Genomic DNA, 23,018 nt, shown 5'->3' with positions numbered 1-23,018 from the left:
AAATGAAATTATTTGACGTTTATCCTATTCTAGATATAGAATTAATCAAAAGCGAAGGTTCTTATGTTTTTGATGTACAAGGAAATATGTATTTAGATTTTTATGGAGGACATGCTGTGATTTCCGTTGGCCATTCGCATCCATATTATGTGAAAACTTTAATAGAACAAATTCATAAAATATCCTATTATTCTAATAGCGTATATATTTCTCAAAAAAAAAAATTAGCTTCTTTACTTGGAAATATTTCAGGATATGAAGATTATTCATTATTTATATGTAATTCTGGGACAGAATCTAATGAAAATGCATTAAAAATAGCTTCTTTTCATACAGGAAAAAAAAAAGTTATCGCTTTTAAAGGTTCTTTTCATGGAAGAACAAGTGGAAGTCTATCGATAACAGATAACTATAAATTGATATCCCCTTTTAATACTCAACATGAAACTATATTCATCAAATATCAAGATTTTGATTCCCTAGAAGAAAAATTAAGAAAAAAAGATATTTGCGCTATAATTACTGAAGGAATACAAGGGGTCTCTGGAATTATAGATCCAGGTCTAGATTTTTTTTATAAAATCCAAAATTTTTGCAAAAAATACAATACAATATTGATTATAGATGAAGTTCAAAGTGGATATGGAAGAACGGGGTCTTTTTTTTCTCACCAATTATATCCTATAAAACCAGATTTAATTACTGTAGCCAAAGGAATGGGGAACGGATTTCCTATAGGAGGGGTACTTATACATCCTAAATTTAAACCATATTATGGAATGTTAGGAACAACTTTTGGAGGAAATCATTTAGCTTGTACAGCTGGGATTGCTGTATTAGAAATTATTAAAGAAGAAAAATTAATTGAAAACGCAAAAAAAATGGGGGAAATCATATTAAAAGAATTAAGTGTCATTCCTGAAATTAAAAAAATAAGGGGGAGAGGTCTTATGATTGGGGTAGAATTTGATTTTCCTGTTATGGATTTAAAAAATGTTTTAGTTTATAAAGAAAAAGTATTTGTAGGTGTATCTAATAATCCATATGTTTTACGATTACTTCCTTCATTAAATATTGATGAAAACCATATAAAATTATTTCTGAAAAAGTTAAAGAATGCCTTATCCTATTTATATGGAAAAAATGGAAAAAAATAAAGAAAAAATAAAAAAAGCGATACTTGTATTAGAAGATGGAACTCGGTATGAAGCTGATTATTTTGGTGCACCAGTTTCTTCTTCTGGAGAAGTTGTATTTAATACGGCTATGACCGGTTATCCAGAAAGTATTACAGATCCATCTTACAAAGGTCAAATACTAACTTATACATATCCCATAATAGGAAATTATGGAATTCCATCTTTTTCTTATACTAAAGAATTTATTTCTGAATTTTATGAATCTGATAGGATTCAAGTATCCGGACTTATTATTTCTTATTATTCTAATCGTCCATATCATTGGAATATGAATCAATCTCTATCAAATTGGTTGTATGAAAATGAAATTCCTGGATTATATGGTGTAGATACTAGATTTATTGCAAAAAAACTTAGAAAAAATGGAGGATCCATGTTAGGTAAAATTTTAATGAGAAATGAAGATCTTCCCTTTTATGATCCAAATCAAGATAATCTTTCTGAAAAAGTATCAATACATGAAAAAATTATGTATGGAAATGGAAAATATAAAATACTACTTGTAGATTTTGGGTTAAAAAATAATATTTTACGTTGTCTTTTACGAAGAGATTGTTCTATTATTAGAGTTCCATGGGATTATAATTTTATAAAAGATGAATATGATGGATTGATCCTTTCTAATGGACCTGGAAATCCTAAAATTTATGAAAAACCAATACATTATCTTCGTTTAGCTTTAAAAAAGAAACAACCTATATTTGGAATATGTTTGGGAAATCAACTTTTAGGAATAGCGGCAGGAGGAGAAACCTATAAATTAAAGTATGCACATAGAAGTCATAATCAACCGGTTATTTCATTAGAAACAGGAAAAAGTTTTATTACATCACAAAATCATGGATATGTTTTAGACACCAGAAATCTTTCTGGAGAATGGAAAATATTTTTTCGAAATTTAAATGATAATACTTGCGAAGGGATTATTCATAATAATAAGCCTTTTTTTTCTGTTCAATTTCATCCAGAAGCTTCAAGTGGTCCTCAAGACACCGAATTTTTATTCGATATTTTTATAGATTTAATTAAAAAAAGTAAATATAATACTTAATGAAGTATCTTTCTAAAAATTAGTATGAAAATAGATAAAGTACTTATCCTGGGATCAGGTGCATTAAAAATAGGAGAAGCTGGTGAATTTGATTATTCTGGAACACAAGCATTAAAAGCTCTTAAAGAAGAAGGAATTTTTACTATATTAATGAATCCAAATATAGCCACAGTTCAAACTTCGAAAGAAATAGCTGATAAGGTGTACTTTCTTCCTTTGACTTTATTTTTTGTTAAACGTGTAATAGATAAGGAAAAACCACAAGGAATTTTATTAGCTTTTGGTGGACAAACGGCATTGAATTGTGGAATTCAGCTTTTTAAAGAAGGTGTTATAAAAAAATATAAAATTCAGATTTTAGGAACTTCTATTGAATCTATTATTCACAGTGAAGATAGATATTTATTTAGAAATAAATTAACTCATATTAACATAAAAACGGCAAAAAGTTTTGTGGTATATTCTATGAATGAGGCCGTTTCCTATTCTTTAGAAATAGGGTTTCCTATTATTATTAGATCTGCTTATACCCTTGGAGGGTTAGGAAGCGGTTTTGCCAGGAATATTCCTGATTTAAAAAAAATAGTAAATAAGGCTTTTTCTTACTCTTCTCAAATTATTGTAGAAGAATATTTGGAAGGATGGAAAGAAATTGAATATGAAATAGTAAGAGATAAATATGATAATTGTATTGCTGTATGCAATATGGAAAATTTTGATCCTATAGGAATTCACACAGGAGAAAGTATTGTTGTAGCACCGTCACAAACCTTAACCAATTCTGAATATTATAATTTGAGAAAATTAGCAATACATATAGCCAGAGATTTTCATATAGTAGGAGAATGTAATGTTCAGTTTGCATTGGATCCTAGTTCAGAAGATTATCGTGTTATTGAAGTGAATGCCAGACTTTCTCGATCTAGTGCTCTTGCTTCTAAAGCAACAGGTTATCCTTTAGCTTTTGTTGCCGCTAAATTATCTTTGGGATACGGATTACACGAATTAAAAAATTCTGTGACTAAAAATACCTCTTCTTTTTTTGAACCTGCGTTAGATTATGTAGTGTGTAAAATTCCTAGATGGGATTTAGGGAAATTTTATGGTGTCTCTAATAGGATTGGAAGTAGTATGAAAAGTGTAGGAGAAGTTATGTCAATTGGAGGTTCTTTTGAAGAAGCCTTACAAAAAGGAATTCGTATGTTAGACATAGGAATGCAGGGTTTCATTAATATTATGAATAAAAAAAAATTGAAATCGATTAGATTATTGAAAGAATCTATAAAAAAACCTACAGATCAAAGAATTTTCTTTTTAGAAGAAGCTTTAGAAGAAGGAATTTCCATAAAAGAAATACATCATTTGACAAAGATAGACCTGTGGTTTTTATATCAACTTGATAATATTTTTCAAACAAAAAAAAAGATAGATTATTTTGATAATTTTCTGGATCTTCCAGAAGAACTGTTACGAAAAGCTAAAAAGGAAGGGTTTTCTGATATACAAATAGCTAGTATTTTTTGTAAAAAAAATAAAAATTACAATATTTCTAATTTAGAAAAGAAAATCAGGGAACATAGAAAAATAAAAAATATAGTTCCATATGTAAGACAAATTGACACTTTAGCTTCTGAATATCCAGCACATACAAATTATTTGTATTTAACATATCATGCAATTCAACATGATGTTTTTTATGAAGAAGATGAAAAATCTGTTATTACATTAGGTTCTGGTGTTTATAGAATTGGAAGTAGTGTTGAATTTGATTGGTGTTGTGTTAATGCATTAAATACTATTCATAAAGAATCTTATAGATCTATAATGATAAATTATAATCCAGAAACTGTAAGCACTGATTTTGATATATGTGATAGATTATATTTTGAAGAACTGACTTTAGAGCGTGTATTAGATATTATTGAATTAGAAAAACCTAAAGGAACAATCGTATCTATGGGAGGACAAATTCCTAATAATTTAGTTTTAAAACTTTATGAAAAAAATGTAAAAATTTTAGGAACCTCCCCTGTTTCCATAGATAAAGTAGAGAATAGATATAAATTTTCTAATGCTATGGATCATCTAAAAATTAAACAACCGAAATGGAAAGAGTTATCCGATTTTGATGATATTTATCAATTTATAAAAGAAGTAGACTTTCCTATATTGGTTAGACCTTCTTACGTTCTTTCTGGAGCAGATATGAATGTTATCTCTAATCAAGAAGAACTACAGCATTATCTTCGTGAAAAAGTACCCATATCTTATGAATATCCATTAATTATTACAGAATTTATTAAAAATGCTAAAGAAATTGAATTAGATGCCGTTTCTCAAAACGGAAAAATTTTGTATTATGCTATATCAGAACATGTAGAATTTGCAGGTGTACATTCAGGAGACGCAACATTGGTATATCCTCCACATAATCTATATTTATCTACATTAAAAGAAATTATTCGCATATCTGAAAAAATATCCAAACATTTTAATATATCTGGTCCTTTCAATATTCAATTTTTATCTAAGGATAATGAAATAAAAGTAATTGAATGCAATTTGAGAGCCTCTAGAAGCTTTCCTTTTGTATCAAAAGTATCTCATTTTAATATGATTGAATTAGCTACTCAAGTTCTTCTTGGAAAGAAAAAAAACAAAATGGAACCTAATTTTTTTATTACAAATTTTTTAGGAGTAAAAGCTTCTCAATTTTCTTTTTTCCGTTTGCAAGATGCAGACCCTATTTTGGGTGTAGATATGGCTTCCACAGGAGAAGTAGGTTGTTTAGGAGATACTTTTTATGAAGCACTTTTAAAATCTATGCTTTCTGTTGGTTATACCATACCTAAGAAAAATATATTGATATCTGGAGGGCCTATTGAATCTAAATTAGATCTTTTAGAGGTTACAAGACTTTTATATAAAAAAGGATATATATTGTTTGCAACAGAAGGTACTAATAGTTTTTTATCCCATAATGGAATTCCTTCAATTAAAGTTTATTGGCCTAATGTAAAAAAATATTCAAATGTTATTGAATTAATAAAAAATAGAAAATTGGATCTTATTATTAATATTCCAAAAAATTTAAGTAGATCAGAGTTAAATAACGATTATACTATTAGACGTTATGCTGTAGATTTTAATATTCCTCTACTTACTAATGCACGTTTAGCAAAAGCTTTTATACAAGCTTTTTGTAATTTATCTATAGATCAATTATCAATAAAAGCTTGGGATGAATATTATTGAAGAATATAAATAAATTTATGAAAAAATTTTTTAGCGTAGAAGATGTTGTCGATATATATGATCTTATTAAAGAAGCCCTCCTTTTAAAAAAAAATCCATATAGTTTTCAACATATTGGAAAAAATAAAACAATAGGATTGGTTTTTTTTAATCCTAGTTTACGTACAAGAATTAGTTGTCAAAAAGCGGCTTTTAACTTAGGATGTAGTACTTGGGTTTTAGATATTCATAGGGATTCTTGGACAATTGAAATGGATGATGGAAACGTAATGAATTTAACACAAGAACATCTTAAAGAAGCTATTTCTGTAATGAGTCTATATTGTGATATTCTTGCAGTCAGAACCTTTCCAAATCTTTCAGATAAAAATTATGATGATCAAGAAATTATTTTTAATAAAATATTAAATTATTCTAGAGTTCCAGTAGTAAATATGGAAAGTGCAACTCTACATCCTTTACAGTCTTTAGCCGATGTTATGACTATTGCAGAATATACATCTTTTTTTAGAAAAAAATGTAAAGTTGTATTAAGTTGGGTTCCTCATGTAAAATCATTGCCTCATTCTGTTGCAAATTCTTTTGCTCAATGGATATCGAAAATTAAACAAATAGATTTTACGATTACATGTCCAGAAAGATATAATCTACATAAAAAATTTTCTAATGGAGCTTATATAACACATCATCAAAATGAAGCATTTATAAATGCAAATTTTATTTATGCCAAAAATTGGAGTAGTTATTTAGATTATGGAAAAATTCTTTGTAAAAATCCAAATTGGATGATTACTGAAAATAAAATGAAACTAACCAATCAAGCTAAATTTATGCATTGTTTGCCTGTAAGAAGGAATTTGGTAGTGGAAGATGCGGTTTTAGATAGTAAATATTCTATCGTATTGCAACAAGCAAAAAATAGAATTTACGCTTCGCAAATAATTTTTTTAAGAATATTACAATCTTTATCATGAAAATCCATGTAGTTAAAATTGGGGGAAATTTAATTAATGATCATAAACTTCTTCATGATTCTCTGGAGGCTTTTTGTCATCTTCAAGGAGATAAAGTATTGATTCATGGAGGAGGAAAGAAAGCAGATTTTATTTCAAATAAAATGGGGTTTTATCCAAAAATGATACAAGGAAGAAGAATAACCGATAAAGAAACTTTGGATATAGTTGTTATGACTTATGCAGGAATAATTAACAAAAATATTGTGGCTAAATTACAATCTTATCATTGTAATGCTTTAGGATTATGTGGAGCGGATGGAAACTGTATCCAATCATATTTACGTAAAATGAAAAATATTAATTATGGATATGTAGGGGATATAAATGTAAAAAGTGTGAATACACATTTAATAAAATTTTTATTAAAAAATCATATTACTCCCGTATTATGTTCCATCACACATAATGGAATAGGAAATTTACTCAATACAAATGCAGATACAATAGCGTCCTATATAGCCATGTCTTTATCTCAAGAAAAAGATTGTGAAGTAGAGTTATATTTTTGTTTTGAAAAAAAAGGAATTTTACGAAATATGCAGGATCCTGAATCTTATTTAAAAAAAATTAATTTTCATTTATTTCAAAAAATGAAAAAAAATCATACTATAACAAATGGTATGATTCCTAAATTGGAAAATGCTTTTCTTGCATTGCAAAATGGCGTATGTAAGGTTAGTATAGGTCTTCCCACCCATTTATTATTAAAAAATAATCTTAATAAGACTAGACTATGTCTATAGTCAATTTACAAGTTTTAAAGGAAGAAGCGGTCCAACTTTTGATACAGATTATCAATACCCCTTCTATATCTAAACAAGAAAATAAAGTCTCTTTTCTGATAGAGGATTATATTCATAAATATGGATTTTTTGTAAAAAGAAAATTTAATAATATATGGACAGAAAATAAAAATTTTTATAAGAAAAAAGATACAAAAACTATATTATTAAATTCTCATCATGATACAGTAAAACCAGGAAAAAATTGGACAACAGATCCTTTTATTGCTGTTCAAAAAGAAGATAAATTAATCGGATTAGGAAGTAATGATGCTGGAGCTTCTGTCGTTGCATTGATTGCTACTTTCATATATTTAAGCAATTTATCAAAAATTCCTTATAGATTAGTGCTTTCTATTACTGCAGAAGAAGAAATATCTGGAGCCTCAGGTATTCGATCAATTTTACCTGAATTGGGGTATATAGACCTAGGAATTGTGGGAGAACCAACAAAAATGCAAGTAGCTATTGCTGAAAAAGGACTCATTGTATTAGATTGTATAGCTGAAGGAAAAACAGGTCACTCTGCAAGAAATAAAGGAATTAATGCAATTTATATTGCTACAAAAGATATAGAAAACTTGAGAAAGTTTTATTTCGATAAAAAGTCTGATTTATTAGGTTTTACTACTTTGAATGTAACTCAAATACAAGGAGGAATACAACATAATATTATTCCTGATATTTGTTCTTTTGTCATAGATGTCAGGACTAATGAATTATACAAAAATGAGGAATTGATTGACATCATACGAAAAAAAATTCATTCTAAAATGAAACCTCGTTCTTCACATTTAAATTCTTCTTTCATAAATCCTATGCATCCTATTGTTTTAAAATCTAAATTAATAGGAAGAAATATTTATGGATCTCCTACTCTTTCAGATCAAAGCGTTATGCCTTTTTCTACTATTAAAATGGGAGTAGGAGACAGTATACGTTCTCATACGTCTAATGAATATGTTTTAATTTCAGAAATTATGAAAGGAATAGATATTTATCTTTCTTTGTTGAAAGATTTTTACTTTTGAATTTGAAACAAAAAAGGTAAATTTGTTTGTTATATTTTATTTAAAAAAAAATGGAAAAAGGATGTTACAAGAAATAAACGATGAAAATTTTGAACAGTTGATTTCTGAATCAGAAAAACCTATTTTGGTAGATTTTTGGGCTCCATGGTGTTCTCCATGTAGAGCATTGTCTATTATATTAGAAGAAATTTTTTCTGAATATCATACTAAAGTAATAATTTTTAAATTGAATGTGGACAATAATCCAAAATCTTCTTCTAAATATGGAATTCGTAGTATTCCTACCATGATTTTTTTTAAAAATGGAGAAAAAAAAGATATTCATATTGGAATTCTTTCTAAAGAAGAAATAAGAAAAAAATTAGATGCTTTAATAAATTTATAATTTAATTTTTGGTCTGGTAGTTCAGTTGGTTAGAATACATGCCTGTCACGCATGGGGTCGCGGGTTCAAATCCCGTCCAGACCGTATTCATTTTTTATGTTTTTTTTATATTTAATAAGATCCTCTATGGATATGATTTTTATATGAAGTTTTTTGGAAATCTGAATCAGTTGTGGTAAACGCGCCATAGATCCATTTTTATTTAGGATTTCTACTAAAACTCCTCCAGGAATACATCCTGCTATTTTAGTTAGATCAACAGCAGCTTCTGTATGTCCAGCTCTTTCTAAGACACCTCCTTTTTTCGCACGTAGAGGAAATATATGTCCTGGTTTGTTGAATGAATATGGATTGATTTCATTAACTAGAGCAAAAATGGTTTTTGCTCTATCTGAAGCCGAAATACCAGTACTAACGCCATTACCTCGTAAATCTACGGATACGGTGAAAGCCGTTTTTCTAGGATCTGTATTATTTTTTACCATCATTTGAAGTTTTAATTGATCACATTTTTCTTCCGTCAAGGAAACACAAACTAATCCTCTACCATGAGTAATAAGAAAATTGACAATTTTAGGAGTAATTTTTTCAGCAGCTACTATAAAATCTCCTTCATTTTCACGATTTTTATCATCAACTACGATAATAATTTTTCCATTTTTGATATCCTGTATGGCCTCTTCAATTTCATTCAAATCAAAAACCATATCTATCATATCTATTTTATTTAATTATTTATTTTTATAATATAAAAATTATCCATTACAGTTTTATAAGTCATCCATATACTTATTGGAAAAAAAATAAAATTTGGAATCCAAGCTCCTATCCATGGACTTATTTCAGTTTTTTCTACTTTATTTTGAGTGATGGTTAGTAAAGTATAATAAATGATAAATATAATCAGTGCTATCATAGTAGGATAACCTATTCCTCCTTTTCTAATAATAGCACCTAATGGTGCTCCAATAAAAAACATTATAATACATGTTACTGGAAATGTAAATTTTTTTTGTAATTCTAATTGAAGTTTGGCTAAGTGTATTTTATTTTTGTATGTATTGATTTTTTTATAATTTTTTTTCTTTAAAAAATTAATTTTTTGAATAAGATTTTTTGTATTTAGGTTTTGGTAGAAATCATCGTCATCTAAATTTTTTATTTTGGATTCTATAGGAATTTTAAAATTTTGAATTAAAGTATCAAATTCTAAAATTTGATAAGAGGATTGTTTTTTTTTGTAGTTATTCAAATTTTCACTATATAAAACTCCATTCATTAATTTCAATTGAATTGATCCATCTTTTTGATTTGGAATTAAAACTCCTCTTTGAGAAAGAATTGTATTGACAAGTAAATTTTTTCCATAAAAAAAAATAAATATATTATGTAAATAATTATTATTTGATTTTTTATCTATTTTTATGAAAAAATTTGGGAATAGACTTACAAAAACCCCTTCCTTTAATTTTAAAGATGGATGAGTTAACGATATTTGATATCCTAATTGTTTTATTTTCATTTTTGCTTTTGGAATAACAAAATCTGAGAATAAGTATAATCCAATAGATAAAATGAAGGTTATCCCTAAAATAGGAATCATAATACGGAAAAGAGAGATTCCAGAAGATTTTATAGCGATCAATTCTTGATTTTCTGCAAAATCACCAAATATTATAATAGAAGTTAATAATAAAGCTATGGGGGTTACTAATGGTAAAATAGATATTCCGAAATAAAATATAAATTTTATTAGTATGAAAATACTAATGTTTTTACCTGTTAATTCATCTATTTGACTCCAAAAAAATTGTATCATAAAAATGATAAATATTATAGAATAAATCATTAAAAATGGAGCTATAAATAAACGAATCATGTATAAATCAAGTTTTTTTATTATCATGATTAATATGAATTAAAACTGATTTATTTATTTTCATTGATTATTATATCCGGTTCTGGCAAAAAAAAATACTCATTTTTTTGATTTTTTTTTCCATAAAAGTCAACAATTTTATTAATGTCTGATAATTCCATGAATGGACATTGCAATCGTATTAATTCATTTCTATTAGAAAACAACATATCTCCTTTTCCTATTAATTGTTCAGCACCTGCGCAATCTAATATCGTTCTAGAATCTATTTTAGAACTTACTCTAAATGCAATTCTTGCAGTAAAATTTGATTTTATTAATCCTGTGATTACATTTACTGATGGACGTTGTGTTGATATAATCAAATGAATCCCAACAGCACGAGCGAGTTGTGCTAACCGGGTTATATAAATCTCTATTTGTTTTTTTTTATGATTCATATTTAAATCTGCAAATTCATCAATAATTAATATGATATAAGGTAAGTGATATTTATTGTATTTTTTTACAACATTATTATACTCTTTAATATTTCTAACCTTATGTTTTTCTAAAATAGCATATCTTTGATCCATTTCTTTACATAAAGAATTTAATATGTTTTTTGTTTCATGTAAATCTGTAATAATGGGTTCCATAGAATTGGGAAGTGTAGCAAAATAAGATTTTGAAATCTTTTTATATATTGATAATTCTACTTTTTTTGGATCAATCAAAATAAACTTGATATCTTTTGGATGTTTTTTATACAATAGAAAAACAATCATAACATTTAATCCTACGGATTTTCCTTGTCCTGTTGATCCTGCTATAAGTAAATGAGGCATTTTTGCTAAATCTACAATCAAAATCTCATTATACACTGTTTTTCCTAAAGAAATGGGAAGTTCCATTTTATGACTTTTTTTATTACTTTCTTCTGAAAATAAAATGTCTTTCATATAAACAGGATAGCGTTTATAATTTGGAATTTCGATTCCAATGGATCCTTTTCCAGGTATAGGTGCTATAATTCTTATGGATAAAGCGGATAAATTTAAGGCAATCTCATTTTTTATGCTCTTGATTTTGGAAATACGTGTTCCTACTTTAGGATAGATTTCATATAAAGTAATAGTAGGGCCTATATTTGCTTTTATTTCACATATTTCTATATTGTAATAGTTCAGGATTTGAACTATTTTTTTTTTATTAGATTCTAAATCTATTTTCAAGTCAGTGGATGAAAAATCTTCCTTTTTTTTAGAAAAAATAGAATAAATAATATTTTTTTCTTTATTGCAAAAAGAAGGATCCATATTTGGATTATTTATAATTCTTGTATTGAAAAAATTACATAATTGTAATGTTGTATCTATTTTTTTGTTAATATTTTGGATTTTTTTTTTCATTCCATTTTTTATGGTTGAAGTATTGATACGAAAAATGATAATCCAGTAAAAAATGATACTCGTAAAAAGAAGCATATATAATCCTACTTTTCCAAATAAATGAATCGAGTAATTTCCTATTTCAAATCCAAAAATTCCACTTAGTATTCCTTGATCAGGAAAAAAAACATAAAAAAATATGGGAAGCCATACGATAAAAAATAGGAATTTATAAATTATGGACTTGTAAAAATTATTGAAAAAATTTTTTTTCATAAAAAGGATTTTTAATCCTGTAAAAAACAAAAATATAGGAATAAAAAAAGCGCTAACTCCTATTCCACAGTGAATAAAATAGTGAGCAACGGTAGCTCCCATTATTCCAAGTAAATTTTCTGCTACAATTTCTTTATCGAAAAGTTTTTCTAGTTGACTTTGATCATTCTCCCAATGAGAAAGAAAAGAAAAAAAACTTAGAAACAAGAAAATACTATTTCCTAATAAAAAAAATCCAAAAATAGTTTTGATAGTTTTTTTTTCTTTTTTTATTTTTTTGATTGTATTTCTGTACATTTTTTTAAATTTCTGGAAAAAAAATTAAATTTTTTTGATATAAAATAAATAGTTTAAAAAAGTTTTTTATATATTTATTATGTTTTATTATAATAAAATAAAAAAAATGAAAAAAACAAAAATTATTTTTTTGATTCTTTTTTTAGGATTTTTTTATCCTTTTCATAGTTTTTCAGAAATTATAAAACAAAAAAAAACAACAGAGGAAAATCCTCACTTGAATGTGTTTTTAGATTATTCTAGTAGTATTGATTCTTCAATAGAAAAAGAAACTTATAGAGGAACTAACTTTTGCGAAAGTAATTTAAAATTGGATGTAATGGGAAAGGTAAATGATAAAATCAGTTATCATTTTGCAAAACAGTTATTGAAAGAGAAAGAAGATGATGAATGGGGCTTTTTGAAAAGCGAAGAAAATTCAAAATCTATTATAGATTTAGCTTATTTAAAATATAAGTGGAATGATAAACTCTATTTTTTGTTTGGTAAACAACCTTTCGCTTTTGGTAGTATGGAATTTAATCCTGCTTGTGGAGAACATATATACCGTTATCCATATGTACAAAAAAGCAATAAGGAATCTTCTATTGGGTTCAGTTTTATTTTTATTCCTAAAAAAGATCATGAGTTACAATTTCAAGTTGTCAATGGAATGAATAAAAAAGAAGATAACGTGAATCGAGAAATCAATCATCCTATAGGATATTCTTTAAATTGGAATTGGAACCTGAATAATGATGATGATGATCAAATCATGAAAAATAGATGGTCTTATTCTATTTTCCAAGAAAATGAAAAAAGAAGATTCTGGAAATTATTAGCTTTAGGTAGCCAAATAAACTGTAACCCTGTTTCTATAGAAGCAAACTATATATTTAGTGATGAAGATCTAGAAAAAAATGGGGATTTGACAAAAATTTTAAGAATTTTGAATAGGAATTATTATTATTATCCTTCTGTAACATATGGAACTTATTCAGTAAAATTAAAATACAATTTTATCCCAAAATGGAATTTAATTGCTAAAGGAGCATATGAAATAGGGACTTCTAAAAAAGGAGGATTTAATGATATTTTAGAAGAAAACAAGTTGTTTAAAAAAGCATATGTTTATTATGGAGGAATAGAATTTTCTCCTATCATAAAAAATGAGGATCTTAGTTTTTATTTAGCATATCAAAACCAAAGAATTAATTATAATTTAGATAAAATTAAAAAGGAAAATAGGAATGATCATTTAATTATTTTAGGATTGAGTTATCGTATTAAAATAATTTAAAAAAAAGAATCAAATAAGAATCATAAAAAAATATCGAGATACAATAATGTATACTCGGTATTTTTTTTTATTTTATAGATCAGTAATAAAAATATGAAAATTGGACTTTATTTTGGATCATTTAATCCGATTCATTTAGGACATACAATCATTGCTAATTATATAACAGAATTTATAGATATAGATTCTGTTTGGTTTGTGGTATCTCCACAAAATCCATTAAAAAAAAAAGAATCTTTTAGATTATGAATTTAGAATTGAAATGGTTCAAAAAGCTGTTAATGATTATGAAAAGATGAGTGTATTGGACATTGAATCTGGATATTTTCCTTCTTATACTATTCATACACTTTCAAAAATAGAAAAAGAATATCCTAGATATAAATTTTTTATTATTATGGGAAAAGATACATTTTCATTTTTCAGAAAATGGAAAAATTATAAAATTATTTTAAATAAATATGATATTTTGGTTTATCCTAGAATTGGATATTTTTCCTATCCTGTTTTTAAATATTATAAAAACATAATTTTTTTGAAAGCTCCAATTATTGAAATATCTTCTTCTTTTATTCGAAAATCTATTCAGGATGGAAAAAATATGAAACCTATGCTTCATGCAAAAGTTTGGGATTATATGAAAAAATATAAATTTTATATAAAAAAATAAAATTATTCTTTTGTTTTATATTGAAAATATTCATGAGCTTTTTTTAATAACTTGAGAAACTCAAGTTCACCGAATATTTTTTTTATGGAATCCCAGTTTGGTTTTTTTACAAAAAAATTCTCTTCATGAAAAGAAAAAAAAGGAATATTAGTTACAATAGTAACTAATTTTTTTGATAAAATACCTAAATCTTTATTTTCTTCAATATTTTTTTGAATTTTTCCGTTAATATCATAAGTTGAATTTAATAATTTTTCAATGCTTCCATATTTTTTAATAAATTTTATGGCATTTATTTTTCCAACTCCTGGTAATCCTGGAATGTTATCAGAAGGATCTCCCATCATACTCCATAAATCTATAACTTGTTTAGGATGATTTACTTCAAATTTTTTTTTGATTTCTTCTATTCCTAATATTTTTTTGGGATTTCCTTTAAAAGGGGGGATATAAACTTTAATATTTTCTGTTATCAGTTGAAAAAAGTCTTTATCTAAAGTAATTATGTAAATAATGTATCCTTTCTTTTCTGCTTTTTTAGCTATTGTTCCTATAAAATCATCGGCCTCATATCCGTTAGGAGCGTAAAAAAAAGAAACTTGAAAAGTTTTTAAAATTTTTATAATATAAGGAATTGCTTTACAAATAGCTTCTGGCGTTTTTTTTCTATGCGCTTTATATTTTTCATATTTTTTCTTTCTAAAAGAAATTCCTTTACTAGGATCAAAAATAGTAGCCATATAAGATGGTTTTTCATTATTTAATGTATTTATTAAAAAATATGTGAAATTTATGATAGGTGAAGTATTGAATCCTTTAGAAGTGAAAAGTGGATGATGTTTATAAGCATAATAACTCTGATAAATAAGGGGATATGCGTCAATTAAAAATAATTTTTTATTATTATTCATATTATATTATATAAATTTTTTTATGAAAAAGTTAAATAAATATACAGTCACGGCTGCTTTACCATATGCGAATGGACCAATTCATATTGGCCATTTAGCTGGAGTTTATTTTCCTGCAGATGTTTTCGTTCGTTATCTAAGACGAAAGAAGATCGATGTTATTTTTATATGTGGATCGGATGAACATGGAGTTCCGATTGCTATGCAAGCTAAAAAAGAAAAAAAAACTCCTAAAGAAATAGTAAATAAGTATCATTATATGATTAAAGGTTGTTTTAATGATTTTGGAATAGAATTTGATCATTATTCCAGAACTTCTACAAAAATTCATCATGAAATTTCTACTTCTTTTTTTAAAAAACTTCATGAAAAAAAAAAGATCTTCGAAAAAGTATCTGAACAATATTATGACCAAAAAGCTAAACAATTTCTAGCGGATAGGTATATATCTGGAACATGTCCTCATTGCAAAAATGAAGAAGCTTATGGAGATCAATGCGAAAGTTGTGGAATTTCGTTAAATCCTGAAGATTTAATAAACCCAAAATCTACTATAAGTGGAAGTTTTCCTATTTTAAAAAAAACTAAACATTGGTATTTTCCTTTAAATCAATATCAAGAATTTTTAGAAAAATGGATTTTACATAAAAAAAATTGGAAAGTAAATGTATATGGACAAGCAAAATCTTGGTTAACCCAAGGATTAAAATCTCGTGCTATCACAAGAGATTTGAATTGGGGGATTCCTGTTCCTAAATATAAAGGAAAAGTTTTATATGTATGGTTTGAAGCTCCTATAGGATATATTTCTTCTACTATAGAGTGGGCTAGAAAAAAAAAAATAGATTGGAAACCTTATTGGAAAGATGAAAGAACAAAATTGATTCAATTTATAGGAAAAGATAATATTGTTTTTCATTGCATTATTTTTCCAGTTACACTTAAAGCATATAATAGTGGATATATTCTTCCAGATCAAATATTGGCTAATGAATTTCTTCATCTAGAAAATAAAAAAATATCTACTTCTAAAAATTGGGCAGTATGGGGACATGAATATTTAAAAGATTTTCCAAATCAACAGGATTCACTTCGCTATATTCTTATATCTAATATGCCTGAAAAAAAAGATAATAATTTTAATTGGAAAGATTTTCAAAGAAAAAATAATACGGAATTAGTTGCTGTATTAGGAAATTTTGTAAATAGAAGTCTAACTCTGATCCAAAAATATAATAAAGGAATAGTTCCGGTTCCTGAAATGTTATCTATAAAGGATAAAAAAATTTTAAAAAAAATTAAAAATTACCCAAAACATATAGGAAAATTAATTGAATCCTATCGATTTAGAGAATCCTTAGCATGTTTTATGGATTTAGCTAGACTAGGAAACAAATATTTAACAGAGGAAGAACCTTGGAATAAAAAAATAAAAAAACGTGTGAATACGATACTTTATGTATCGTTACAAATTGTTGGGGTATTAGCTCAATTATCTGAACCTTTTCTTCCATATACGGCAAAAAAAATATTAAGTATGCTTCGTTTGAAAATTTTTTTTTGGAATAAAATAAAAAACATAGAAGAAATTTTATGTCCAGGACATGTATTAGAAAAACCCACATTCTTATTTAAAAAAATAAAAAACGAAAGTATTGAAAAACAAATGAAAAAATTAGAAAAAAAGTTTTTAAAAAAATAAGAACGGAGAGAGAGGGATTCGAACCCCCGGAGGGAGTTACCCTCAACGGTTTTCAAGACCGCCGCAATTAACCACTCTGCCATCTCTCCAATTTATTTTTACTATATGTGTATATCTATTATGTTCCTCATAAGATCTTGCATCGTTTCTCTTTTTCTTATAAGAAAATCTTTTCCTTTAAAAATCATAACTTCAGAAGGTCTATAACGAGAATTATAGTTAGAAGACATAGAAAAACAATAGGCTCCTGCATTTTTAATACATAAAATGTCTCCTTCACGAATTTCTTTAACTTTTCTATTTACACCAAAGGTGTCTGATTCGCAAATATATCCGACTACTGTGTAAAAACGAAAACGACCATCTGGATTAGAAATATTTTCAATACAGTGATAAGCATCATAAAACATAGGACGAAGAAAATGATTAAATCCTGAATTTACTCCAGCAAACACAGTAGAAACTGTATGTTTAATAACATTTACACTTACTAAAAAATATCCAGATTCACTAACTATAAATTTACCTGGTTCAAAAATTAAGGTAATTTTATTACCGTAATTTTCACAAAAATTTAGAAATTTTTTTGTAATAGAATAACTTAAATAATTAAGATCTGTTTTGAGATCATTTTTTTTGTATGGGACTTTAAATCCACTTCCAAAATCAATATAATCGAGATTTGGAAAATCTATAGCTGTTTGAAATAATACTTCTGCTCCTGACAAAAAAGCTTTAATATCTGATATATCAGACCCTGTATGCATATGAAATCCTTCTATTTTAAGACCGGTATTTTTTAATATTCTTTTCATATGAGGTATTTGATAGTAAGAAATTCCAAATTTAGAATCAATATGTCCTACTGAAATTTTATAATTTCCTCCTGCCATAATATGCGGATTAATTCTGATTCCTATAGCATAATCAGGATAATATTCTCCAAATTGTTCTAAAATGGATAGATTATCTAAATTGATTCTAACTCCGAAATTAACAGCTTCTTTTATTTCTTGAAGAGAAACACAATTAGGTGTGAATATAATTTTTTTAGGATGAAATCCTGCTTTTAATCCTATTTTTACTTCCTGAATAGATACGGTATCTAATCCACTTCCCAATTTTTGCAAAAACTTTAGTATATTCAGATTAGTATTAGCTTTACAGGCATAATTAATGATTAAATTTTTTACACCATTAAAAGCGTTTTTCATTTTTATATATTGTTTTTTTATTTTGAAAAAATCGTATACGTAAAGTGGAGTTCCATATTTTTTTGCAAGTTGAATTAAAGATTCTCTATGAATTGGATTGTTTTTATTTTTTAATTCATGTATCATAATTTACAGTAAAGATAAATGAATCACATCATTCATATTTCTAACATAATCAAAGGTTAATCCTTTCAAGTGTTCGGTTTTTATTTCTTCTACATCTTTTTTATTATCCTGTGAAAGAATAATTTCTTTAATATTAGCACGTTTAGCCGCTAGAATTTTTTCTTTAATTCCACCAACAGGAAGAACCTTTCCTCTTAGGGTAACTTCTCCTGTCATAGCTAAATGAGGTTTTAACTTCCTTTTCGTAAAACTTGATACTAGAGATGTTAACATTGTTATTCCTGCAGATGGACCATCTTTGGGAACAGCTCCTTCAGGAACATGAACATGTACATTTTTTTCTTCAAACATTATAGGGTCTATATGAAATTCTTTATAATGAGCCTTAATATATTGTAAAGCAATTGTGGCAGATTCTTTCATGACCTCTCCTAAATTTCCAGTAATACTTAAATGACCTTTACCTTTAGATAAACTGGATTCAATATATAAAATATCTCCTCCAAAATGGGTCCAAGCTAAACCAGTTACTACACCAGGAACATGATTTTCTTCATAACGATCTGGATCATTGGGAATCCCAAGAATTTTTTCTATTTTTTCAATGCTCAAATGCTTTACATATTTCTTGTTCATAACAATATGTTTAGCTATATAACGTGCTAATTTAGAAATTTGTTTTTCTAAAGTTCTCAATCCAGATTCTCTTGTATAACTTTCAATGACTTTTTCTATTTGTTTTATACCAAGTGTTAAATCTGACTTTTTTAATCCATTGTCTTTTAATTGTTTAGGTAAAATATGCTTTTTTACAATTTGTGTTTTTTCTTCTACAGTATATCCATTCATTTCTATGATTTCCATTCTATCTATTAAAGCAGGTTGAATATGAAAAAGTGAATTTGCTGTAGCAATGAATAATACTTTTGATAAATCGTACCCCATTTCTAAAAAATTATCGTAAAATGAAGTATTTTGTTCCGGATCTAAAACTTCCAACATAGCAGAAGAAGGGTCTCCATTTGTACCTATTCCCATTTTATCTATTTCGTCTATCACAAAAACAGGATTTGAAGTTCCTACTTTTCGAATAGATTGTAATAATCTACCAGGCATAGCTCCTATATAAGTTCTTCTATGTCCCCGGATTTCCGATTCATCATGTAGTCCTCCTAAAGAAATACGAACATATTTTCTTTTCAATGCAGTAGCTATAGATCTTCCCAAAGAAGTTTTTCCGACTCCAGGTGGTCCATAAAAGCATAGAATAGGGGAACGCATATCTCCTCTTAGTTTTAAGACAGCCAAGTATTCTATAATCCGTTCTTTTACTTTTTCCAGTCCATAGTGATCTCTATCTAGTATTTTTTGTGCATATTCTAAATCAAAGTTATCTTTTGAATATTTTCCCCAAGGAAGATCAATCATTAATTCCAAATAGTTTCTTTGAACTGTATATTCTGGCATTTGAGGATTAGTTCTTTGCATTTTTAGTAATTCCCTATCAAACTGTTTTTTTGCTTCTTTTGGCCATTTTTTTCTGGAACCTTTAACACGCATTTCATCTATTTCTTTTTCGTAAGAAATATCTCCTAATTCTTCTTGTATGGCTTTAATTTGCTGATGCAAAAAATATTCTCTTTGTTGCTGATCCATATCACTACGAACACGGGATTGAATATCATTTTTTAATTTAATTTGTTGATGTTCTACGTTTAGAAAACGTAATGTTTCCATTGCTCTTTTTTTCAAATCATCGTATTCTAACAATTTTTGTTTATCTCTAGTAGCTAAATTCATATTAGCTGCTACAAAATTTATTAAAAAAGAAGGACTTTCGATATTGCGAATTGCAATGCTTGCTTCTGATGGAAGATTTGGGTTATCTTGAATAATTTTTATAGCTATTTCCTTTATAGATTCTACTAAAGCAAGGTATTCTTTATCCTGACAGGAAGGTTTATTTTCTTCTAATGCTATAATTTCTGCTTTAAAATATGGATCATTTTGAATAAAACGATTGACTTTAAATCTTCTTTTTCCCTGCAAAATAACGGTAGTGTTTCCATCAGGCATTTTCAATAATTTTAATATTTTAGCAACCGTTCCAATAGAATATAAATCTTTTTCACTAAGGTTTTCTATTCCAGAATTTTTTTGTGTTAATACTCCAACCGTTTTATCTAATCCATAAGCATCTTGTAATAATTGTATGGATCCACTTTTTCCTGCTATAATTGGAAAAACAATTCCAGAATACAAAACCATATTTCTTACTGTTAAGATACATAATTGTTCGGGAACATCGTCTTTAAGTAACTGATCTTCTTCATCTTGACTCATTAAGGGTATAAACTCAGCTTCAGACTCGAATCCAGATTCTGTAAATATATTTTTTAATAACATAAAAAAAATAGATTTCTGACTTAAATAATGGATTAACTTTTCTAAGAATCAATCCCCACTTGTATAAATTAAATATACTGTTTTCTATATGAAAAAAAAAACCATATGTACGGACTTTAATGAATTACTGACAATTGTTAAAAATTGATTTATTTTGATTTTTTTCTTTTTGTATGAGATCCAAAAAGATCTGTTCTGTTAAAATTTTTACGTGATTTTTTTTCATACTTTCCTTCAATTTTTTACCGAAATTTTTTCCAACTACTATAAAATTAATTCTATTATTAACTGTATTATACACTATTCCACCTAAACATTCTACTATATTTTTAGCCTCATTCCGAGTCATACAATATAATTTACCTGTAAATACAAAAGATTTTCCTTGAATTAAGGAATATTTTTTTATCATCATAGGATATTTCGAAATATGTAATTTTAATCCATATTTTAAAAGTATTTTAACGGTGTATTGATGTTCTGAAATTGAAAAATAAGTAATAATACTTTTTGCAATTTTTTTTCCTATTCCATAAATAGAAATTAAATGATTATAATTTGCATGTATTAAAGAATTGATATTCGAAAAATTTTCTGTCAATTTTTTTGAAACATATTCTCCTATATAACGAATTCCTAAGGAAAATAATACTCTACAATAAGAATTTTTTTTCGATTTTTCTATATTATTCAAAATTCCATACGCCAATTTCTCTTTGACTCCATCTATTTGAAATAGATCTTTTTTTTCCAATTCATATAAATCATAAAAATTATATAAAAAACCTTTTTTGTATAGTTTATGAATCATTTTTACTCCAATTTTTTTTATATTCATCACATTTACAAAATGTATTATTTTTCCTATTTTTTGAGAAAAACAATTTTGATTAGTACAGTAAAATAATTTATTTTTTTTCGTTAAAATGTTATTACATGAGGGACATTTTTTTAAAAAAAAAACAGGAAAAGTTTGATTTGATCTTTTTTTTATGTTAATTTCTGTGACTTTTGGAATGATATTTCCTCCTTTTTCTAATAAAAGGGTATCCTTATAATGAATGCCCATATTTTGTATAAAACGATCATTATAAAGGGGAACTCTTTTGATTGTAGTTCCAGTAATTAAAATAGGAACAACATTGGCTACAGGTGTTATGATCCCCGTACGTCCCACTTGAAACGTAATACTTAATAATTTAGTTTCATATAATTTTTGTCTAAACTTATAGGCAATAGCCCAACGTGGATATTTATTAGTAAATCCTAGAAAGGATTGTTTTTTATATTCATTTACTTTAATAACGATTCCATCCGTATGATACGGAAGTTGATTTTGATAATTTTCCCAAAAGTCTATAAAATAGAATACTTCTTTTAAATTTCTGCAAAAACGTCCTTTTGGAACTTGAAAACCCCAAAATTTTATGTATTTCATAGCTTCATATTGTGTATTAAAAGGTAAATGTCTTCCTAAAACATGAAATGCTATACAAAATAACCCTCTTTCACGTACTTCCTTAGTATCCTGAATTTTTAGGGTTCCACTTGCCGTATTTCTTGGGTTTGCATAAGGAATTTGTCCATTGTGAATACGTTTTTTATTTATTTTTATAAAATTTTTTATAGGAAGAAAAATTTCTCCACGTATCTCGAGATACGTAGGATAGTTATTTCCTATTAGTTTGATAGGAATAGATTTTATCGTTTTTATATTTTTTGTTACATCTTCTCCTTTTTCTCCATCACCACGAGTTAACGCTTTTGTTAAAAATCCGTTTTGATAAATCAAATTAATAGATACTCCATCATATTTTGGTTCACATACAAAAGATAAAGAATGAACTGATTGATTTATTTTTGTCTTCCAAATTATTAATTCTTTTTTAGAATAGATATTTTGAATAGAATACATTTTGTATTTATGATAACCAGTAGAAGAGATAGAGTCCGTTTGATGAACTTTTGCTCCTATTTTCATTGTAGGAGAAGTAGAATTTTGTAATTCAGGATATTGATTTTCTAAAAAAGATAATTCTTTTAATTTTTTATCAAAATGATAGTCTGATATTTCTGAAATATCAAGATTATAATATTGATCATTATATTTTAATAACTCTTTCCTGAGTTGATATATTTTTTTTTCTACTTTTTTATTATCCATTTTTT

Annotated in this window: 16 protein-coding genes, 2 tRNA genes and 1 pseudogene; 11 read left to right on the top strand and 8 right to left on the bottom strand. The window is 26.6% G+C overall.

All coding sequences use genetic code 11. From position 1 onward, the window contains the following. Window positions 1-2: 2 nt before the first annotated feature. The 8 genes from STAT_RS01640 (at window position 3) to STAT_RS01605 (ending at window position 8,803) form a co-directional block, all read left to right on the top strand. Window positions 3-1,157, top strand: coding sequence for an aspartate aminotransferase family protein (locus tag STAT_RS01640; RefSeq protein WP_119305523.1), 1,155 nt, complete (start codon window positions 3-5; stop codon window positions 1,155-1,157). Then, window positions 1,117-2,250, top strand: a complete 1,134-nt coding sequence (carA, locus tag STAT_RS01635; protein WP_394798177.1) for a glutamine-hydrolyzing carbamoyl-phosphate synthase small subunit — start codon at window positions 1,117-1,119, stop codon at window positions 2,248-2,250. The genes STAT_RS01640 and carA overlap by 41 nt, the downstream gene beginning before the upstream one ends. Window positions 2,251-2,274: 24 nt before the next feature. After that, a complete protein-coding gene (carB, locus tag STAT_RS01630; protein ID WP_119305522.1) occupies window positions 2,275-5,505 on the top strand; it encodes a carbamoyl-phosphate synthase (glutamine-hydrolyzing) large subunit in 3,231 nt (1,076 codons plus the stop codon). Window positions 5,506-5,522: 17 nt separating this feature from the next. Further along, window positions 5,523-6,479 carry a Rossmann-fold NAD(P)-binding domain-containing protein gene (locus STAT_RS01625; protein WP_119305521.1) on the top strand — a complete coding sequence of 319 codons (957 nt, stop codon included), beginning with the start codon at window positions 5,523-5,525 and terminating at the stop codon, window positions 6,477-6,479. Beyond that, on the top strand, window positions 6,476-7,264 hold the full coding sequence (argB, locus tag STAT_RS01620) for an acetylglutamate kinase (protein WP_119305520.1): 789 nt from the start codon (window positions 6,476-6,478) through the stop codon (window positions 7,262-7,264). The genes STAT_RS01625 and argB overlap by 4 nt, the downstream gene beginning before the upstream one ends. Continuing rightward, a complete protein-coding gene (locus STAT_RS01615) occupies window positions 7,255-8,334 on the top strand; it encodes a M20 family metallo-hydrolase (protein WP_119305519.1) in 1,080 nt (359 codons plus the stop codon). Before argB ends, STAT_RS01615 begins: the two co-directional genes overlap by 10 nt. A gap of 61 nt (window positions 8,335-8,395) precedes the next feature. After that, window positions 8,396-8,719: a thioredoxin gene (gene trxA, locus STAT_RS01610; RefSeq protein WP_119305839.1), complete on the top strand. Its 324-nt coding sequence runs from the start codon at window positions 8,396-8,398 to the stop codon at window positions 8,717-8,719. 10 nt (window positions 8,720-8,729) lie between these two features. After that, window positions 8,730-8,803, top strand: a tRNA-Asp gene (locus tag STAT_RS01605). Here STAT_RS01605 and ribB read toward each other — a convergent pair. From ribB to STAT_RS01590, 3 genes are read right to left on the bottom strand one after another with little or no spacing between them, the layout of a single operon-like run. Then, on the bottom strand, window positions 8,785-9,435 hold the full coding sequence (ribB, locus tag STAT_RS01600) for a 3,4-dihydroxy-2-butanone-4-phosphate synthase (protein WP_394798176.1): 651 nt from the start codon (window positions 9,433-9,435) through the stop codon (window positions 8,785-8,787). The two genes, STAT_RS01605 and ribB, sit on opposite strands and share 19 nt — an antisense overlap. 11 nt (window positions 9,436-9,446) lie before the next feature. Beyond that, window positions 9,447-10,598 (bottom strand): LptF/LptG family permease, encoded by a 1,152-nt coding sequence (locus STAT_RS01595; protein WP_244273549.1) that lies wholly within the window; start codon window positions 10,596-10,598, stop codon window positions 9,447-9,449. 50 nt (window positions 10,599-10,648) lie between these two features. Next, window positions 10,649-12,541: a DNA translocase FtsK 4TM domain-containing protein gene (locus tag STAT_RS01590; RefSeq protein ID WP_119305517.1), complete on the bottom strand. Its 1,893-nt coding sequence runs from the start codon at window positions 12,539-12,541 to the stop codon at window positions 10,649-10,651. Window positions 12,542-12,647: 106 nt separating this feature from the next. On the opposite strand from STAT_RS01590, the gene STAT_RS01585 reads away from it, so the two are divergent. Together STAT_RS01585 and nadD are read left to right on the top strand one after the other, a co-directional pair. Then, the gene (locus STAT_RS01585) at window positions 12,648-13,820 is read left to right on the top strand and encodes a porin (RefSeq protein WP_119305837.1); all 1,173 of its coding nucleotides are present in this window, start codon (window positions 12,648-12,650) and stop codon (window positions 13,818-13,820) included. Between the two features lie 93 nt (window positions 13,821-13,913). Then, window positions 13,914-14,490 (top strand): annotated as a pseudogene (nadD, locus tag STAT_RS01580) (nicotinate (nicotinamide) nucleotide adenylyltransferase). Between the two features lie 2 nt (window positions 14,491-14,492). Here the strand turns inward: nadD and STAT_RS01575 are convergent. After that, a complete protein-coding gene (locus STAT_RS01575) occupies window positions 14,493-15,401 on the bottom strand; it encodes a 5'-3' exonuclease (protein ID WP_119305516.1) in 909 nt (302 codons plus the stop codon). Window positions 15,402-15,423: 22 nt separating this feature from the next. Between STAT_RS01575 and metG the strand changes: the two genes are divergently transcribed. Beyond that, the gene (metG, locus tag STAT_RS01570) at window positions 15,424-17,103 is read left to right on the top strand and encodes a methionine--tRNA ligase (RefSeq protein ID WP_119305515.1); all 1,680 of its coding nucleotides are present in this window, start codon (window positions 15,424-15,426) and stop codon (window positions 17,101-17,103) included. A 3-nt stretch (window positions 17,104-17,106) separates the two neighbouring features. Here the strand turns inward: metG and STAT_RS01565 are convergent. The 4 genes from STAT_RS01565 to ligA all read right to left on the bottom strand — a co-directional run bounded on the left by STAT_RS01565 (window position 17,107) and on the right by ligA (window position 23,013). Further along, a tRNA-Ser gene (locus STAT_RS01565) sits at window positions 17,107-17,192 on the bottom strand. 12 nt (window positions 17,193-17,204) lie between these two features. Next, window positions 17,205-18,443, bottom strand: a complete 1,239-nt coding sequence (lysA, locus tag STAT_RS01560; protein WP_119305514.1) for a diaminopimelate decarboxylase — start codon at window positions 18,441-18,443, stop codon at window positions 17,205-17,207. A 3-nt stretch (window positions 18,444-18,446) separates the two neighbouring features. Next, the gene (lon, locus tag STAT_RS01555) at window positions 18,447-20,849 is read right to left on the bottom strand and encodes an endopeptidase La (RefSeq protein ID WP_119305513.1); all 2,403 of its coding nucleotides are present in this window, start codon (window positions 20,847-20,849) and stop codon (window positions 18,447-18,449) included. A gap of 124 nt (window positions 20,850-20,973) precedes the next feature. After that, window positions 20,974-23,013, bottom strand: a complete 2,040-nt coding sequence (gene ligA, locus STAT_RS01550; RefSeq protein ID WP_119305512.1) for an NAD-dependent DNA ligase LigA — start codon at window positions 23,011-23,013, stop codon at window positions 20,974-20,976. Window positions 23,014-23,018: the final 5 nt, after the last annotated feature.

This window comes from Blattabacterium cuenoti STAT (assembly GCF_003573915.1).
Taxonomy (GTDB): Bacteria; Bacteroidota; Bacteroidia; order Flavobacteriales; family Blattabacteriaceae; genus Blattabacterium; species Blattabacterium cuenoti_A.
The sequence above is the reverse complement of the archived record's forward strand: the minus strand, read 5'-3'. Positions and strand labels throughout refer to the sequence as shown.

Excerpts from the sequence above, each read along its gene's own strand:
- STAT_RS01640 (WP_119305523.1), top strand. The coding sequence starts at position 3 with ATGAAATTATTTGACGTTTATCCTATTCTAGATATAGAATTAATCAAA.
- carA (WP_394798177.1), top strand. The coding sequence starts at position 1,117 with ATGCCTTATCCTATTTATATGGAAAAAATGGAAAAAAATAAAGAAAAA.
- carB (WP_119305522.1), top strand. The coding sequence starts at position 2,275 with ATGAAAATAGATAAAGTACTTATCCTGGGATCAGGTGCATTAAAAATA.
- STAT_RS01625 (WP_119305521.1), top strand. The coding sequence starts at position 5,523 with ATGAAAAAATTTTTTAGCGTAGAAGATGTTGTCGATATATATGATCTT.
- argB (WP_119305520.1), top strand. The coding sequence starts at position 6,476 with ATGAAAATCCATGTAGTTAAAATTGGGGGAAATTTAATTAATGATCAT.
- STAT_RS01615 (WP_119305519.1), top strand. The coding sequence starts at position 7,255 with ATGTCTATAGTCAATTTACAAGTTTTAAAGGAAGAAGCGGTCCAACTT.
- trxA (WP_119305839.1), top strand. The coding sequence starts at position 8,396 with ATGTTACAAGAAATAAACGATGAAAATTTTGAACAGTTGATTTCTGAA.
- ribB (WP_394798176.1), bottom strand. The coding sequence starts at position 9,435 with ATGATAGATATGGTTTTTGATTTGAATGAAATTGAAGAGGCCATACAG.
- STAT_RS01595 (WP_244273549.1), bottom strand. The coding sequence starts at position 10,598 with ATGATTCGTTTATTTATAGCTCCATTTTTAATGATTTATTCTATAATA.
- STAT_RS01590 (WP_119305517.1), bottom strand. The coding sequence starts at position 12,541 with ATGTACAGAAATACAATCAAAAAAATAAAAAAAGAAAAAAAAACTATC.
- STAT_RS01585 (WP_119305837.1), top strand. The coding sequence starts at position 12,648 with ATGAAAAAAACAAAAATTATTTTTTTGATTCTTTTTTTAGGATTTTTT.
- STAT_RS01575 (WP_119305516.1), bottom strand. The coding sequence starts at position 15,401 with ATGAATAATAATAAAAAATTATTTTTAATTGACGCATATCCCCTTATT.
- metG (WP_119305515.1), top strand. The coding sequence starts at position 15,424 with ATGAAAAAGTTAAATAAATATACAGTCACGGCTGCTTTACCATATGCG.
- lysA (WP_119305514.1), bottom strand. The coding sequence starts at position 18,443 with ATGATACATGAATTAAAAAATAAAAACAATCCAATTCATAGAGAATCT.
- lon (WP_119305513.1), bottom strand. The coding sequence starts at position 20,849 with ATGTTATTAAAAAATATATTTACAGAATCTGGATTCGAGTCTGAAGCT.
- ligA (WP_119305512.1), bottom strand. The coding sequence starts at position 23,013 with ATGGATAATAAAAAAGTAGAAAAAAAAATATATCAACTCAGGAAAGAG.